Source organism: Longitalea arenae, assembly GCF_016924755.1.
Lineage (GTDB): Bacteria > Bacteroidota > Bacteroidia > Chitinophagales > Chitinophagaceae > Niastella > Niastella arenae.
Genome location: NZ_JAFFJX010000011.1, coordinates 1 through 16291, shown reverse-complemented (window position 1 = coordinate 16291; position 16291 = coordinate 1). Strand labels below are relative to the sequence as shown.

Sequence of the window (16291 nt, the reverse complement as noted above, 5' to 3'; positions counted from 1 at the left end):
TGACAATTAGTTTGTCTACAGAAAAAAGGGTTTGTTTCTACTTGCCCTTTTTTTTATTGCTGCGTATCTGATCTTCGTTCGGTCTCCGAACTGTAATTTTATAAAAACACCTATTGTAATATAAGTGCTAACACTTATTAGAAGGCTGTGGCAATAATTTACAATAAACTGGATTCAAGTTTGTGGTGAATCGGGATTATGTATCAAAACTACCAGCAAATAGAATTGCAGACATTAATTGATTTGCTGGCAGAAGAAACGCAAAAGTACACCAAGGCTTTTATTAGTGGCAATTCAAAAGAAGTGGAGCAACAACGTGCAATTATCAATGCCCTCGTTGAGGAAATTACCTCCCGGAAAAAGGGCGTTACAGGTAATGCAGACCAAAAACTTGTTGAGAATGATCGGTAAAATGCGTATTGGTAGCTATTGAGCGATGTTTTCTTGCCAGCTGCCTATGAATTTTCTACTTCAGGGTACAAAAACGGTGAACCCCGCTTAATGCCGGGGTTTTTTCTTTACTACCCCACAACAGATTCCATGGAACACGATTTGCATTACTACACCGGTTTTTTATTGAATGGATGAGCGGGGCCTTATGTCTATATGTGCCCCCTTTTTATTTTACCAAACCAGCTCAAAAACATGCATGGAGAGATCCGACACATATGTATGGCCGAGGATGATCCTGATGACTTTTTTTTATTTTCAAAAGTCCTCAAGGAAACAGATAACGCCGTAAAACTTACCTGGTTCCAGACCTGTGATGCGCTCTTAAAGTTCCTGCGGAATGAAACTGATCTGCCGGACCTGATCATACTGGATATGAATATGCCTAAAATGGATGGGCATTCCTGCCTTGTAAACATTAAAAAGGAAGTGGCCCTGCATCATATCCCGGTGATCATATTTTCAACGGCAGGCCAGCCGGCCCACATGGAACAGGCTGTTAAAGCGGGTGCGTTGAAGTATATTCTAAAGCCGCCTTCACTAGACGAACTGCGGAAAGTAGTTAATGAAATTCTTGGCCCCAATAGAAATTAGCGGGGCTATTTTATTTATCAATTCCCATTACAGCCAGCTTCCCGGTACACTCAATAAAAAGAGCGTCCCGGCGGTAAGGCCGGGACTGCTGTTAGTAAAGTAATAAACTGATAATCTTAAATTATCACTTTAAGCCCCATAGCTCTATCTTGGCTTTCTTACCCGATTCTCCGGCGGTGCGATATAAGAATGTCACATTCTTTATCTCTGTATTGCCATTTTTCAATTCAATTTCCCGGCTCTTTTCTCCTGACTTTAATTCAGAGGCCAGTGAGATCTCTTCTTTGGTACCGCCTTCAAATTCCACGATCATCGTTTCAATATGAACGGCGGCATCCTGATTTCTTACCTGAAGCGCCTTAAATTTATCTTTACCAATTAAAATGAATTTATCCTTGTCTGATTTGAAATCTACTTTCGCATCCCCGATCTTGCTCCATCCGGCTTTATCTTTTGCTATTACTTCGGGTTGCTGCGCTTTCAATGCGGTAATGGTTAAAAATGTTGACATGAGAATTAAAAGCATTCTTTTCATGGTTATTCCATTTTAGTGAACAATGTTTCCCTATCAGTTGCAAAATCTGTTCCGCCTGGAATTGTGTGGAGTTATTAGGACTTTATGTATCAGGCATTAATAATTGAAATCAAAATAAATATTAGACTGAATTGATTTTCTGATTATTACAAATATCGGCGCTGTCATCTCAGTTTGTGGTTATTCATTTGGTGCCGTTATACAGAAAGGATCGCGGGAACGCGATCCTTTTAACTCACAAAAAACGGCTGTTGTTCTTCGCGTATCCGAAACGGTTAATAGTAGCGTTTGAAAAAAGGATCGCTGTTAAGCGACCCTTTTGGGTTTGCCTTTACAAAGCTGGTCTTACATAAATAAGAACATCACAATGAGAAGACAGAACACCACTCGAAAGGATAAGGCGAGCCTTAACGAATACTTATGGTTAATGGTAATTGACACTGTAAATTACCATTAACCAAGAGCCCTGAAAAATGCAGTTTGTCACGAATTCTCCTGCTCAAAATGTGGCTGCGATCTTAAGGTCTATGAGGCAGGGCTTCATTTTTGTAGCTTTGCCTGTATGAATAACCAAAAACCCAACAAGCAATTTTATCTGATCCTCATTCTGGGTTTATTATCGGCCATCGGGCCTTTTTCAATAGATATGTATCTGCCGGCCTTTCCGGATATTGCCAAAGGACTGCAAACAACTGTATCACAGGTGATGTTATCATTATCGAGCTTTTTTATCGGCATTTCTGTGGGGCAATTGATATATGGCCCCCTGCTCGAGCGGTTTGGTAGAAAAAGACCCTTGTATATTGGACTTACTATTTATTTACTGGCTTCACTGGGTTGCGCCATGTCGGCATCGGTGCAAATGCTGATCGGTTTCCGCCTGTTGCAGGCGCTGGGTGGTTGTGTAGGCATGGTAGCCGCACGCGCCATGGTGCGCGATATGTTCGAAGTAAAAGAAAATGCCAGGGTATTTTCGATGCTGATGCTGGTGGTGGCCGTATCGCCTATTATTGCGCCAACAGCTGGTGGTTATGTCACAGCGGTAGCCGGCTGGCGCTGGATCTTTGTGCTGCTGATGATCGTAGCAGTGATCATTCTCACCGGGATATATTTCCTGTTACCCGAAAGCAAAAAGCCTGATCCGAATTTCTCCCTGAAGCCAAAACGGATACTCAATAGTTTTGCAAGCATCATTGTGCATCCGCAATTTTATACCTATGCATTGACCGCCGCTGTTTCCGCTGCCGGCCTGTACGCTTATATAGGCGGGTCGCCTTCGGTGTTCATGGGTATTTTTCATGTAACTGAAAAACAGTACGGGTGGATATTTGCATTGATCGCCATGGGGCTCATCGGCGCCACGCAGATCAACAGCGTGCTGCTGCGCAGTTATAGCAGTGAACAGATCATTAAAGTGGCATTGGCCTGTCAAAGTATCATCGGCCTGGTGCTGGTGATCATTACGCTGGCCGGCTGGGGCGATCTTTTTCTGACCATTTTTCTGATCTTTCTTTTTTTGTGTTGCCAGGGCTTCACCTTTCCCAATTCATCGGCGCTTTCGCTGGCGCCTTTTGGCCATAATGCCGGCAGCGCTTCTGCACTGATGGGTGCTATACAAATGAGCATTGGCGCCTGTGCATCGGCCCTGGTAAGTGTGTTGCAAAACAATACCGCATTACCTATGACCGGTGTAATGGCCTTTTGCGCCATTACGGCATTCACGGTGCTGATGTTGGGAAGAAATATCATCTTCCAGCGGGCAAGGGCAGAAGCTGTGGAAAAAGAGGAAGTAGAGGTCATAAGTACCTTGTAACGGCGGCAAACGCTTTGCGTCGAATCCGCCAGGACCGCAGATGCTTACAATAGCGTTGAAAGGCAGGTTTCCGGCCTTCCTGCCCGAAGTAAATTGAATTTAGTATGTTTGCGCTCCCTTTCTATTAAAACTAAGAACTGGTATGAAATATTCACAATGGATAGGTATTGCAGCGGCTATTATTCTTGTTATTGCTGGTTTTTTCCCCTGGACCTACCATCCTGATCTTGATAAAAACTTTACCGGCTTCTTTACTGAAAATAATGTATACGGAAAACCCGGGCGCGTGTTTATCGTATTATCGGCCATCTCCATTATATTTTTTGCCGTGCAACGGATCTGGGCCAAACGATGGAACATGTTCATGTGCGCGATCACCCTGGCTTTTGCCATAAAAAGCTTTATTGTTTATTCCGGCTGTTACCGCGGTATTTGTCCGGATAAAAAAGCCGGATTATGGATCATGTTACTGGCTGCCATTCTGATGATGGCAATGTCTTTATTTCCTGATATGAAATTGAAGGCAACAGAGCAGCACTGATCATTACCCTTCAAAGATCTTTGCCACACCAAAGGCTGCACTGGCTGCTACAGCACCTATCAGCATCACCTTTAATGCACCTGCCCAGGGATGTACACCCGTCATACGGCTTTTAAAATAGCCAAAAGTAAACAGGCACAGCAGGGTGACCAGTGAGGAGATCTTCAATGCTTCAACAGGCGTATCGATGAAGAAATACGGACTTAAAGGAACCAGTCCGCCTATCACATATGATAGACCGATGTTCAAAGCCGACTTGGTTGCCCTTTTCGGGTCGGGCTTTTCGAGCCCGAGTTCATGCTTCATCATGAAATCGACCCATTTCTGCTTATCCTGCGCTATTTCTTCCACGGCCTTTTGCTGCACTTCTTCGCTTAATCCCAGGTTTTGGAAAAATTCCCTCACTTCTTCTTTTTCTTTTTCGGGAACCAACTCTACTTCTTCGTGCTCTCTTTTCAATTCACTGTTGTAATGGTCTATTTCGGTTTTGCCAGCCAGGTAGCCGCCCAGTCCCATGGCAATGGAACCGGCGGCAATTTCTGCAATACCTGCAATAATGATGATGCCGGTTGACTGTACGGCACCACTTAAACCCGCAGCCAGTGCGAATGGTACGGTAAGGCCATCGCTCATGCCGATCACAATATCTCTAAGCCATTCAGCGCTCTCTAAATGTTCTTCCTGGTGGTCGTTCATTGTTCAAAGTTCATAGTTTTAAGTTCTTCCTGAATTCTTAAGTTCCTAAGTTCTTAAGTTATTGGGTTCCTAAGTTTTTACGTTTACAATTAATCGCGAGACTGAATAACTAAATAACTCAATAACTTTTCTCAAAGCTCTCAAGGCTTTTTTTGATGATCTGAACACACTCCATTATCTGCTCTTTGTTAATGATCAACGGCGGTGCAAACCTGATCTTATCGCCATGGGTGGGTTTGGCCAGCAATCCATTATCTTTTAAAGTGAGGCATAAATTCCAAGCGGCGTTCTTGTCTGGGTGATCAATAATGATGGCATTCAATAACCCCTTGCCGCGTACTACTGAAATGTAGGGTGATTGCAAGTGCTGTAATTCTTTTCTTAATAGCTCTCCCATGGCCGCGGCATTGGCTGCCATGTGCTCGTCTTTCAGCACCCGCAGCGATTCAATGGCTACACGGCATGCCAGCGGATTACCGCCATAGGTGGAACCATGTTCGCCCGGTTGTATTGTAAGCATAACAGGATCATTCGCCAGCACGGCCGATACCGGCATGGTGCCACCGCTCAGGGCTTTGCCCAGGATCAGGATATCGGGTTGTACATTGTCATGATCACAGGCCAGCATTTCGCCGGTACGGCAAAGACCGGTTTGTATTTCATCGGCTATGAACAGTACATTCGCCGCTTCGCAATATTGTTTTGCACGCGCCAGGTAACCATTATCGGGCACTACCACCCCGGCTTCCCCCTGAATGGGTTCCACCAGAAAACCGGCTACATTCGGATCCTGTAAAGCTTTTTCCAAAGCGGGCAGGTCGTTGTAGGGAATAACCGTAAAGCCCGGCATATAGGGGCCGAAGCGGCTGCGTGATGAAGGATCGGTACTGAAGGAGATAACGGTGCTGGTACGGCCATGAAAATTTTCGCTGCATACAATGATATTCGCCTTGTTGTCAGGAATGCCTTTTACGGCATATCCCCAGCGGCGGCATAGTTTGATAGCGGTTTCAACGGCTTCCACACCGGTATTCATAGGTAACACCTTATCGTAGCCGAAATAATTCGTGATGAATGCGGAATATTCGCCCAGTGCATCGTTGTAGAATGCCCGTGAGGTAAGCGTGAGCTGTTGGGCCTGCATCATAAAGGCCGCGATGATCCTTGGATGGCAATGTCCCTGGTTCACGGCAGAATAACCGCTCAGGAAATCGTAATACCGTTTGCCATCAACATCCCATACATACACCCCTTCGCCTTTTTGCAGTACTACCGGCAGGGGATGGTAATTGTGTGCGCCATATTTTTCTTCAAGATCGAGGTAATGTTTCGTTTTGTCAGATAACGTGTAAACCATAAGTAATGGAATGAATAGAATTATGCGATGAATGTTGAAATAGAAGTCAGGATACTAGTAAGATCAGCAGATACAATAGCTGTAACCTCCCGACAGTGTCGGGACCGGTTAATTTATCCTCGATGGTTCAGAAAATCGAGGTTACTGTGAAGAAAGTGTAATATGTGCGCCTTGCTGTTGATAGCAATAGATTTAATACTGCAAATATAATCAATTTCAGGCGAGCGTTAAAATGATGAATGTATTAAGCCACTAAGTAAATAGACAAATCATGCGAGGTTAAATACTGCATAATGCGCAGGCCATTGGATGGCAGGCAGTTGCTGTTTGGGAAAGATGCCGAAAAAACAGGAGCCGCTGCCCGTCATGGATGCATACAGGGCGCCGGCCTCATAGAGTTTTTCTTTGATCGCCTTGAGGTCGGGATACTGCATAAATACCGGGGCTTCAAAATCATTTTTAAGTGCAGCCCGCCAGCCGCTAACCGGTAGTTGAATGATTTCCTGTAATGGTTGTGGTGATGGGGCAGGGGAGAGTTGTGAAAAAGCCCAGCCGGTATTTATGTGAACACCCGGATGCACTACAAGAAAGGAGTAAGCCGACAGATTGAGCTGGATACCCTGTAGCAATTCACCGCGGCCGCTTGCATAACAGGGTTTGTTGATAATAAAAAAGGGGCAGTCACTGCCCAGCTGCAGGGAAAGATCGAGCAGTTTTTCGCGCGATACATTCAACTGGAATTTATCGTTCAGTAATTGCAGGGTGAATGCGCCATCAGCAGAGCCGCCTCCCAGGCCGGCGCCCATGGGAATGGCTTTATGCAGGTACAGGTGAACGTCAGGCAACTGTGGATGATCTCTTTTGAGCAGGTGATAAGCTTTGATGCAAAGATTGTCTTCTGGTTTGCCCTGCACGGGCAGGCCGCTCATATGCAGTGTAACCGGCCCCGGTTGTTCTTGTGAGCTGGTTTCGGTGGCGGCATGATCGATTGCCGATTGACGAGTTACGATCTCCAGGGCATCGCGCAAAGGCAAAGGGTAGAAAATGGTTTCCAGGTCGTGGTAACCATCTTCGCGCTTGCGGGTCACATGAAGACCCAGGTTTATTTTACAATTGGGAAAAACGACCAAGGGAAGAGATTTTGGGATTTTGAGATCTGATGATTTTGAGATTTGCATCTTGAAATCTCGAAATCTCAAAATCCTGAAATCAGCTATGATGTTTCACGTATTTAAAATCTCGAAATCCGGAGATCAGCAATCTGCGATCATCCTCTATTGCGTTTGCGGCTGTTGATTTCATCACGGATCGCAATGGCCCTGATATAATCTTCCTGCTCCAGCACCTCGTTCAGCAGGGTGTTCAGCTCATCGAGAGTAAGCGTTTTTAAGTCATCGGTACCGGCGGAAGATTCGGCAGCTACCGCTTCTCGGGGCTGTTTTTTCTTGCCCGATGGATCTTCCATCAATATACCGGCACTTTCCAGAATATTGTCGTAGGTATAAATGGGACATCCGAAGCGGACGGCCAGGGCCAGCGCATCGGATGTTCGGGAATCAATTTCTACAGTATCGTGCTCACTTACACAAACCAGCTTCGAATAAAAAATGCCTTCCTGTAAGTCGCAGATGACGATCTCCTGCAGATCGATGTTGAAGGCATTCATGAAATTCTTCATCAGGTCATGTGTAAGCGGACGGCTGGGATGCATTTTTTCGAGCGCCACAGCTATTGCCTGCGCTTCAAAGCCGCCAATAACAATTGGAAGCCGGCGCAATCCGTTTACTTCTCCCAACACAACAGCATACGAATGCGTTTGCGTGATGCTATGTGACAAGGCAACTATTTCCAACTCTATTTTCTTCATAACGAAAGCACGAAACTAAGGGTTTTTATTCAAAAAATGAGCCTAAAGCAGTCAAAAGCAGTCATATCAATCATATAGTAATTTAGCGCTTGTTTTTTATTCCTGATTCTTGCGATTCCCTGAGTCATCTGACCCATCGGACTCATTTGACTCTTTTGACCTGTTTGACCAATTTGACTCTTTTGACTCCCTGACTCATTCGGCTTATTTCCCTTTCAGCTTTTTTACCGCTTCCGTTATCTTGGGCAGTACTTCAAACGCATCGCCCACAATACCATAGTCGGCTGCTTTAAAGAAGGGGGCTTCGGGGTCTTTGTTTATAACAACGATCACCTTGCTGCGGTTTACACCGGCCAGGTGCTGTATGGCCCCCGAAATGGCAACTGCAATATATAAATTAGGCGCAATAGTAAGACCGGTTTGCCCAACATGTTCATGGTGCGGGCGCCAGTGTTCATCAGCCACCGGCCGGCTGCAGGCAGTTGCTGCACCCAGCGCATGGGCCAGGTTTTCGATCAAACTCCAGTTATCGGGGCCCTTCAGGCCACGGCCGCCACTGACCACTACTTCGGCTTCGCTTAAGGGAATTTCGCCGGAAGCCTTCTTCACCGCTTTTATTTTCACTTTAGGCGCATCTACCGTAGCATTGAAAGGAGCCACTTCAGCGGTGCCGCTGCCTTCCGTTACCTGGTAGGAATTGGGATTGAGCGAAATGATCTTGATATCGGAATTGATGGTATAGTTGGCGAAGGCTTTACCTGAAAAAACGTTTTTCTTTACCGTGAATCCGTTCGCAGTTTCCGGCAGGGCAACGGCGCCGGGAACCAGTCCGGCCTTGAGGCGGGCTGCCAGGCGGGGAGCAATAGCTTTACCATCAACGTTGTTCGAAAAGATAATGACTTTTGAGCCGGCAGCCTGCGCCACCTGCGCAATAACCTTGGTAAAGACCTGCGCATCGAAGTGATTAAGGGCATCATTGGCCACATGGTGTATCTTTTTTACCCCATATTTACCTAAGGCCGATAGTTGATCTGCGGGCACGGATCCCAAAACCACGCCTTCGGCGCTAGTACCTAATTGTTCAGCTACTTTGGCGCCATAACTTAATACTTCATAAGAAGCTTTTTTTACCTGGCCATCGGCCTGATCTATAAAAACTAAAACCATAGTTTGATAATTAGCTAATTTGCTGATGCGCTAATGGAAAAAACGCAGTCTTCAGCAAATTGTTTTTGATGAATAAAGAACCGAACGTACAAGAGTGCGACGCAACGGAAGTTTAATAGTTATCCGGCTGCCGGGCCAATTAGCATATCAGCTAATCAGCACATCAGCACCTTAGATGATCTTGGCTTCCTCGTGTAATAAACGTACCAGGTCGGCGGCGTTCTCGGCAGGGATGAGTTTCACGCCTGCTTTAGCCGGCGGCAAGCCAAAGCTCGATACCGTGGTGAGGGTATCAGCCGCAGCGGGTTCCAGCACTTTTAAAGGTTTGGTGCGGGCGCTCATAATACCCTTCATGTTTGGGATACGCTGTTCGGCCATCCCTTTCTGACAGCTAACCACCACGGGTAAATTCACTTCACAAACTTCTTCGCCTCCTTCAATTTCACGGGTAATGGTAGCGGTAGTACCATTCAGTTCAAATTTTATGGCCAGGGAAACATAAGGCATATCGAGCAGTTCGGCCACCATGCCGCCGATAGAAGAACCATTGAAGTCGATGGTTTCCTTGCCGGTGAAAATAAGGTCGTAATTGCCCTGCTTCGCTACTTCCGCGATCTGGGACGCAATATAAAAACTATCGGTGCTGCTGGTGTTCACGCGGATGGCTTCATCGCCACCCAGGGCCAGTGCCTTGCGGATCACCGGCTCGGCATCGGCGCCACCTACATTTATGAGGTGTAAAACAGTAGAAGGATCTTTTTCTTTCAGTTCAATGGCGCGAACCAGCGCATACCATTCGTCATATGGATTGATGATCCATTGTACGTTGTCCTGTGCAAATTTCGTATTGTTATCGGTGAAAGCTATTTTTGCCGTGGTATCCGGCGTTTTGCTGATGCAAACTAAGATCTTCATTGGCAATTGTTTTAATTTGATTCATTGGTTGTTTATGCAACCATCGTGTATACAAATATAAGTGCCATAAAGATACATTTTGATATTTTATGGATTTTTTAATTGAGGAATATGGATCGCATAACCCGTTTAAAGGAGTTCCTGCAGGCCACCCCGGGAGACAATTTTCTAAAACATGCACTGGCGCTGGAATATATAAAAGTGGGCGACGATAAAACGGCCCGCACTGTTTTTGAGGAAATACTTACCCAGGACCCCGGTTATATTGGTTCTTATTATCATTTGGCCAAATTACTCGAACGCACGGGCGAAACCGAGGCGGCGATACAGTGGTATGAAAAGGGAATGACGGCGGCGCAAAAAGCCGGTGATAAACATGCCTACGGTGAGCTCAGGAGTGCGTATGAGGAACTCACTTTTTGATCTCCGGTTTCCGATTATTGATTTTGAGATTTGGTTTTTCTCATTGAGCTTTTAATTTTCTGCATGCATTTTCTGCAACGATTTCAGCAATACATTTTGGATCATCGTCTTTTTTCGCCGAAAGATACATTACTTCTGGCCGTAAGTGGTGGTCTTGATTCGGTGGTCCTCTGCGAATTGTGCAAACAGTGCGGGTTTTCGTTTATAATAGCCCATTGTAATTTCAAATTAAGAGGAGCAGAAAGCGAGCGCGATGCGGCTTTTGTAGGGGAACTGGCAGAAAAATACAATGTTCAATTTTTCATAAAAGAATTCGATACGCAGGCTTATGCAGAAAGCCATAAGTTATCGATACAGGAAGCAGCCCGGGACCTCAGGTATAGTTGGTTTAGGGAATTGCTGCAAGGTGAAATGCACACTCGCCAGGCGCCACTCGCCAGTTGCCTGCTCACAGCGCACCACCTCGATGACAACATAGAGACCATGCTTTTGCATTTCTTCCGCGGCACCGGTGTACATGGCTTACGCGGTATGTTACCAAAGCAGTCACAGATCGTTCGGCCCTTGCTGTTTGCCCGCAAACAGGAGTTGCAGCAATTCGCCATAGAGCATAATTTGCAATGGGTGGAAGACAGCTCCAATGCGCTTGACAAATATTCCCGCAATTACTTCCGCCACCAGCTCATTCCCCTGGTGCAAAAGATCTTTCCCGAAGCAGAAAACAACCTGGCTGCCAACCTGCGGCGTTTTGCTGAAATGGAATTGTTGTATGATCAGGCTGTACACGAGCATAAGAAAAAGCTGCTGGAATATAAAGGCCAGGAAGTACACATCCCTGTACTTAAACTGCAGCAATCCCAGCCCTTACATACTATCGTATATGAGATCATAAAAGAGTATGGCTATTCCGCGGCACAGGTAGAAGAAGTGATCCGTTTACTGGACAGCGAATCGGGACGTTATGTGCAATCGGCTACCCATCGCATTATCAGGAACCGTCGCTGGCTCATCATTGCCCCGGTTCAATCGGAACAGGCGCAAACGATGGTCATCGATGAAGAAGAGCGTAAAATAGTGTTTGAGAACGGAACCCTGCTATTTGAGCAGTTAGCCAATAAAAATCTGCAAATATTCACTGACGCCGCAACTGCTTTGATAGACAGGTCTGCCATTCAATTTCCGCTGCTCCTGCGCAGATGGAAAAAAGGCGATTATTTTTATCCGCTGGGTTTAAGAAAGAAAAAGAAGCTGGCCCGCTTCTTCATTGATCAGAAGCTATCCCTCACAGACAAGGAGAAGGTATGGGTGCTTGAAAGTAATAAAAAGATCGTTTGGGTGGTAGGACTGCGCATAGATGACCGGTTTAAGATCACGGATGCTACGAAAAAGATTCTTAAGATACAATTTGAAAAAAGCTGATACCGGTTTGCCAGTTGCCGGTTACCAGTTACAGGTTACCGGTTGCCGGTTTGCCAGTTACCGGTTGCCGATTACCGGTTTGCCAGTTACCGGTTGCCGGTTTGCGAGTTGCCGGTTGTGTCGGGTGCCCGAATTGTAAAGACCCTGAAACCTGTAACTTGAAACCTGTAACCTGTTGCTTTCCTAAAACCTGTTCGTAAAATTCCTTACTTTTTCTATAAACGCTTCCAGTACGGGATAATCAGAGAACAGATAACTGGTGGCGATCACAAAGGCGATCCCATATAAGCCGCCAAAGATATGCGCGGAGTGATTGATATTTCCACCGCCCCGCTTATCGAGGTAAGAAGAGATCACGATATACAGAAAGCCAAAAACAAATGCCGGCAAACCCCATTGCGGAGGTAAAAAGATCAGTCCGATCTTCTGCAGCGGATTCAGCATGATATATGCAAAGATCACGGCCGACACGGCGCCGGAAGCGCCCAGGCTGCGGTAATAATTATCAGTTTTATGTTTGAGATAGGTAGGTATTAAACACGCAAAAAGCGACGTCACATATAACAAGAGGTAAAACAGTTTTCCTTTTTGTTCAAACAGGAGGATAAAATTCTCTTCCACATTATCGCCAAACATGTAAAATGCATACATATTGAAGAACAGGTGGCCGTAATCGGCATGAATAAGGCCGCAGGTCAAAAAACGATACCATTGTTTGTTGTAGGTGACGGCTGGCGGGTCAAATATGAAATCGTTGTATACTTTATCGTTGGTAAATGCTGCAATTGAAACCAGAACTGTAATGATAATAATGATCAGGGTAATACTTAACGTCATTGCTTGTTATTGATGGCCAAAAATAATAAGAAAGGGGGTATGCCCCGTTTACAACCAGATTATGGTTTGCCCACAAATATGGGGTGTATAACTCAAAACAATAGGGTAACTGTTGATTTAATTTCCCAAAAAGATGTGTTAATTCCGGTTTTGAAACCATTTTGCGTAGTCTTACGCTGGTGTATTTGTAACATTTTATCTATTTTCATGCTCCCGTAAATGATTTCAAGCAGTTGGAAATCAGGTAGTCGTGTGTGAAATGGTGAATAAGTGCCCTGTCTGTTCCCTTTTTATGACGGGCATGGTACGGCGCTTGCCATATTGATATACAAATAAGGAATTAGTCTTCATAGGTATAGAAAAGGTCCTCCGAATGTCGGGGGACTTTTTCATTTCAGCAGCATCTCCGGAACTATAATTTGGCACGCCAGCACAAACACATTACTTGTAAACCGCTTTTCCAGATATTCTTTAAAACTGTCGACTGCTTCAGGGATGAAGAGATTTTTGCTCAATGGAACCTCGATGAAACCTCGTATTCTCCTCTTTGGGTCCTCTTTGCTTCCTCGGGCTCCGAGGACCCAATGAGGAGGCATTGGGGACAAGCCGAGGAAGCAATGAGGAGAAACGGATGTTTCACTGCCAAACGTCCCACGATCTCGACCATTCGTCACACCGTTTTCCCCGGTCCGTCACATCTGAAAACTTTTTTTCGAGGAAAAATGACCAAACGTCACACCATTGAGAAGCCCGCCACATCAGTTTCCGGGCAGCGTTACATTTTTGAACAAAGGGGTCCGGTGTTGCATTAGATTTGTGTCATCAGCCATGGATAAGTTCTTTGACAAGGGACGCACTTTCTATTGATCATCACTTCTGCCTCTCCAGCGGCTGCGGCTGAACGGCATTTACCACCATGGGATATTTTTCAATGGTAACGTTGCTGGGGTCGAGGCCGAAATTGATAGATTCCTTAACACCGAGGTATTTGAGGTTGTAATAACTTTTCATCAGAAAGTTCTTCCAGAAAGGCATATCGTTCTCATACGACAAAAAGCTTTCCATCACCAGGAAGCGAAAATCGCCGATCTTGCTTTCCTGGTACAATTGCTCACTTCTGTCCGACACGTCCACTTCGCCGGTTTTCACCAGTTCACTTACTACCTGCCGGAAATAATAATCGATGCGCGGTTCTATCCGAAAACCGAGGTTGAATTCTATGAAATAGATATCGTCTTTCACAATCGTATCAACGCGGTAACGCATGGCATAGGGTTCATCCAGCACATTCACGTGCACAAACCAGTAAATATCGGCCCGTTTAGGTGACTTCGACAGGATAGAATCAATGGCTGTCTTCTCAATTTTGCGCGAAGTGCCCGAACTGGTAAGATAAACCAGGTTGGTAGCATATTTGGTGATCTTTTCATCCATGCTCAGCCGCTTTAACAGCGGAATATAATCTTCTATCGGCACCATTTTCTTCAGCCCACTGGTAATGCGGCGGCCCTTGCGCCATACATACATGATGAAAAAAAGGATGGAACCGATGATGAGCGTAATATAACCGCCTTCTTTTATTTTCTGCATGTTGGCAGCCAGGAAAGACAATTCGATCACTACGAACAAACCGGTCACCAGCACCACCCATACGGCTGGTACCCGTTTCGTATACAGGTAAAAATTGATGAGCACGGTGCTCATCAGCATGGTAAGCGTAACGCTTAAACCAAAAGCCGCTTCCATTTTAGTTGACTCCCTGAAATGTAATACCATGCCAATACAACCCGCCATCAGTAACCAGTTCAAAAAAGGAATGTATAACTGTCCTTTTATATGCCCGGGGAACAATACGCGATGACGGGGCCATATATCCAGGCGGATGGCTTCATTTACCAGCGTAAAGCAACCACTGATCAGGGCCTGGCTGGCGATAATGGTAGCCAGGGTGGCAATACCCAATGCCGGTAAATAGATCGCTTCGGGTACAATATGGTAGAATGGACTGATGCCATCCAGCTCCTGGCCGGTATGTTGTAATAACCAGGCTGTTTGTCCGGCATAACTCAGAATGAGCATGATCTTGACATAGATCCAGCTTATGCGAATATTATTCCGGCCGCAGTGTCCCATGTCGCTATACAAGGCTTCGGCACCGGTCGTACACAGGAAGATGCTTCCCAGCAACCAGAAACTGCCGGGCACTTCCTTCAACATCACATAGGCGTAATAAGGGTTCAGGGCTTTTAATACAGAAGGTGCATGGCTAAGCGACATAACACCCAACACGCCAATGAATGTGAACCACACCACCATAACGGGACCGAATATTTTACCGATCTTATCAGTGCCGAACTGTTGAAATGCGAATAGCAGGATCAGGATCACGATCACGATGGGCACTGTATTGATCTCCGGATTTATTTTTTGCAACCCTTCAATAGCCGAAGCCACTGAGATGGGCGGCGTTATAATGCCATCGGCCATTAAAAAAGCGCCACCGGCCATAGCCGGTATCAATAACCATTTTCCCCAGAAGCGGCGGATAAGGGCATACAAGGAGAAGATACCACCCTCGCCGTTGTTATCAGCCTGCAGGGTAATGATCACATATTTCAATGTTGTTTGAAAAAAGAGGGTCCAGAAGATGGCAGATAAGGCACCCAGGGCCACGTCTTCGGTAATAACCCGGTCATGGAAAACCGCGTTCAATGTATATAAAGGAGATGTACCAATGTCGCCAAACACAATGCCGGTAGCGATCAGGATTCCTGCGCCAGTGATCTTTTTGTGAAATACAGCCGGTGAAGTAGATGCACTCATTTTTTTATAGTTTAAACCAAGCCGAAAAAGCCGTAAACTTTCTGATATTATGTAATGGTCGCGAATTTATCTTTTTCGGGCTTATTATTAGTATAGGCGGGGCAGTAATTATTACAATGCTTTTCATTTGGCAGATACCATTTCAAAATGAAAGAGTTGTATGCCGGGTGGTATATTGGCAACCGGTCTGTAAAATCAAAAGTAGCAGCCTGGCCAGGGCATTTTTACAACAAAAGTGTACGAATTTGGTGAAGGCAGATCCTGCTGCCCGTTTAAGGGAAGTGGCCCGCAATAAATACAACAAAGAGAAATAACGCAGGCCCGGGGCATTAAAATACAATTATTAGCAAGTCCATTTAAATGATAGACTACAAACTTTATGTAAATTGTTTGCGGGATTCCTGAACAGCTGATAAATAATTATAACATGTCGTACCAACCCGCTGACAGCACAACAGCCAATGAAACCAGTCAACCGCTTCCTGTAAAGAAAACTAAACTGGATGATCTTTCCGAAGACATCTGGGCCATCATTATCGGCAGTATCGTCATTGTGACTATTTTGGCATTGACCATTTTTGTGACCGGTTTTACATTGCCTTTACCCGGCTATCAATGGCAAAACAGCAGCGACCTGGTAAATAAAGTGTTGTCGGGGAAGAATATTTTACTGATCATACAAACCGGTTTGATCTTCCTGCTGCTTTCGGGGCTGGCCATCCGCTTATCGGGCGGCAGCCTGAAAAATTATGCGGCTGGTTTTGTCATCGTATATCTGCTGGCCATTACCGCGCTTATCGTAGAAGGTAATAGCGCCATCACCTATTATGGACTGGAATATGTGGTTTTTGCCT

Annotated in this window: 16 protein-coding genes; 7 read left to right on the top strand and 9 right to left on the bottom strand. The window is 45.5% G+C overall.

Translation table 11 applies throughout. The annotated features are described in order from the left end of the window. Nucleotides 1–198: 198 nt before the first annotated feature. Entirely contained in the window at nt 199–411 is a 213-nt protein-coding gene (locus JT717_RS19850; RefSeq protein WP_205512784.1) for a hypothetical protein, read from the top strand. A 234-nt stretch (nt 412–645) separates the two neighbouring features. Beyond that, nucleotides 646–1044, top strand: a complete 399-nt coding sequence (locus JT717_RS19845; RefSeq protein ID WP_205512783.1) for a response regulator — start codon at nt 646–648, stop codon at nt 1042–1044. A gap of 124 nt (nt 1045–1168) precedes the next feature. Here JT717_RS19845 and JT717_RS19840 read toward each other — a convergent pair whose 3' ends face one another. After that, nucleotides 1169–1555: a DUF2541 family protein gene (locus JT717_RS19840; RefSeq protein ID WP_205512782.1), complete on the bottom strand. Its 387-nt coding sequence runs from the start codon at nt 1553–1555 to the stop codon at nt 1169–1171. Nucleotides 1556–2141: 586 nt separating this feature from the next. On the opposite strand from JT717_RS19840, the gene JT717_RS19835 reads away from it, so the two are divergent. Then, the gene (locus JT717_RS19835; RefSeq protein WP_205512781.1) at nt 2142–3392 is read left to right on the top strand and encodes a multidrug effflux MFS transporter; all 1251 of its coding nucleotides are present in this window, start codon (nt 2142–2144) and stop codon (nt 3390–3392) included. Nucleotides 3393–3534: 142 nt separating this feature from the next. Further along, nucleotides 3535–3933: a hypothetical protein gene (locus tag JT717_RS19830; protein ID WP_205512780.1), complete on the top strand. Its 399-nt coding sequence runs from the start codon at nt 3535–3537 to the stop codon at nt 3931–3933. 3 nt (nt 3934–3936) lie between these two features. Here the strand turns inward: JT717_RS19830 and JT717_RS19825 are convergent, their stop codons facing one another. The 6 genes from JT717_RS19825 to JT717_RS19800 form a co-directional block, all read right to left on the bottom strand. After that, nucleotides 3937–4629: a VIT1/CCC1 transporter family protein gene (locus tag JT717_RS19825; RefSeq protein ID WP_205512779.1), complete on the bottom strand. Its 693-nt coding sequence runs from the start codon at nt 4627–4629 to the stop codon at nt 3937–3939. A 118-nt stretch (nt 4630–4747) separates the two neighbouring features. Beyond that, on the bottom strand, nt 4748–5986 hold the full coding sequence (gene rocD / locus JT717_RS19820; protein WP_205512778.1) for an ornithine--oxo-acid transaminase: 1239 nt from the start codon (nt 5984–5986) through the stop codon (nt 4748–4750). Between the two features lie 269 nt (nt 5987–6255). Beyond that, the gene (gene ispE, locus JT717_RS19815; protein ID WP_240348290.1) at nt 6256–7116 is read right to left on the bottom strand and encodes a 4-(cytidine 5'-diphospho)-2-C-methyl-D-erythritol kinase; all 861 of its coding nucleotides are present in this window, start codon (nt 7114–7116) and stop codon (nt 6256–6258) included. Between the two features lie 137 nt (nt 7117–7253). Next, a complete protein-coding gene (locus JT717_RS19810; RefSeq protein WP_205512776.1) occupies nt 7254–7853 on the bottom strand; it encodes a bifunctional nuclease family protein in 600 nt (199 codons plus the stop codon). A gap of 204 nt (nt 7854–8057) precedes the next feature. After that, nucleotides 8058–9020 (bottom strand): electron transfer flavoprotein subunit alpha/FixB family protein, encoded by a 963-nt coding sequence (locus tag JT717_RS19805; protein WP_205512775.1) that lies wholly within the window; start codon nt 9018–9020, stop codon nt 8058–8060. 171 nt (nt 9021–9191) lie between these two features. Continuing rightward, nucleotides 9192–9935, bottom strand: coding sequence for an electron transfer flavoprotein subunit beta/FixA family protein (locus JT717_RS19800; RefSeq protein WP_205512774.1), 744 nt, complete (start codon nt 9933–9935; stop codon nt 9192–9194). Between the two features lie 111 nt (nt 9936–10046). Between JT717_RS19800 and JT717_RS19795 the strand changes: the two genes are divergently transcribed. Both JT717_RS19795 and tilS read left to right on the top strand, forming a co-directional pair. After that, nucleotides 10047–10358 carry a tetratricopeptide repeat protein gene (locus tag JT717_RS19795; RefSeq protein ID WP_205512773.1) on the top strand — a complete coding sequence of 104 codons (312 nt, stop codon included), beginning with the start codon at nt 10047–10049 and terminating at the stop codon, nt 10356–10358. A 63-nt stretch (nt 10359–10421) separates the two neighbouring features. Then, nucleotides 10422–11777, top strand: a complete 1356-nt coding sequence (gene tilS, locus JT717_RS19790) for a tRNA lysidine(34) synthetase TilS (RefSeq protein ID WP_205512772.1) — start codon at nt 10422–10424, stop codon at nt 11775–11777. A 183-nt stretch (nt 11778–11960) separates the two neighbouring features. On the opposite strand, the gene JT717_RS19785 is transcribed toward tilS, so the two are convergent. Together JT717_RS19785 and JT717_RS19780 are read right to left on the bottom strand one after the other, a co-directional pair. Further along, entirely contained in the window at nt 11961–12614 is a 654-nt protein-coding gene (locus tag JT717_RS19785) for a rhomboid family intramembrane serine protease (RefSeq protein ID WP_205512771.1), read from the bottom strand. Between the two features lie 870 nt (nt 12615–13484). Further along, nucleotides 13485–15437: a KUP/HAK/KT family potassium transporter gene (locus JT717_RS19780; RefSeq protein ID WP_205512770.1), complete on the bottom strand. Its 1953-nt coding sequence runs from the start codon at nt 15435–15437 to the stop codon at nt 13485–13487. A gap of 427 nt (nt 15438–15864) precedes the next feature. On the opposite strand from JT717_RS19780, the gene JT717_RS19775 reads away from it, so the two are divergent. Beyond that, nucleotides 15865–16291 (top strand): hypothetical protein (locus tag JT717_RS19775; RefSeq protein ID WP_205512769.1); only part of this gene is annotated, 427 nt, incomplete at its 3' end.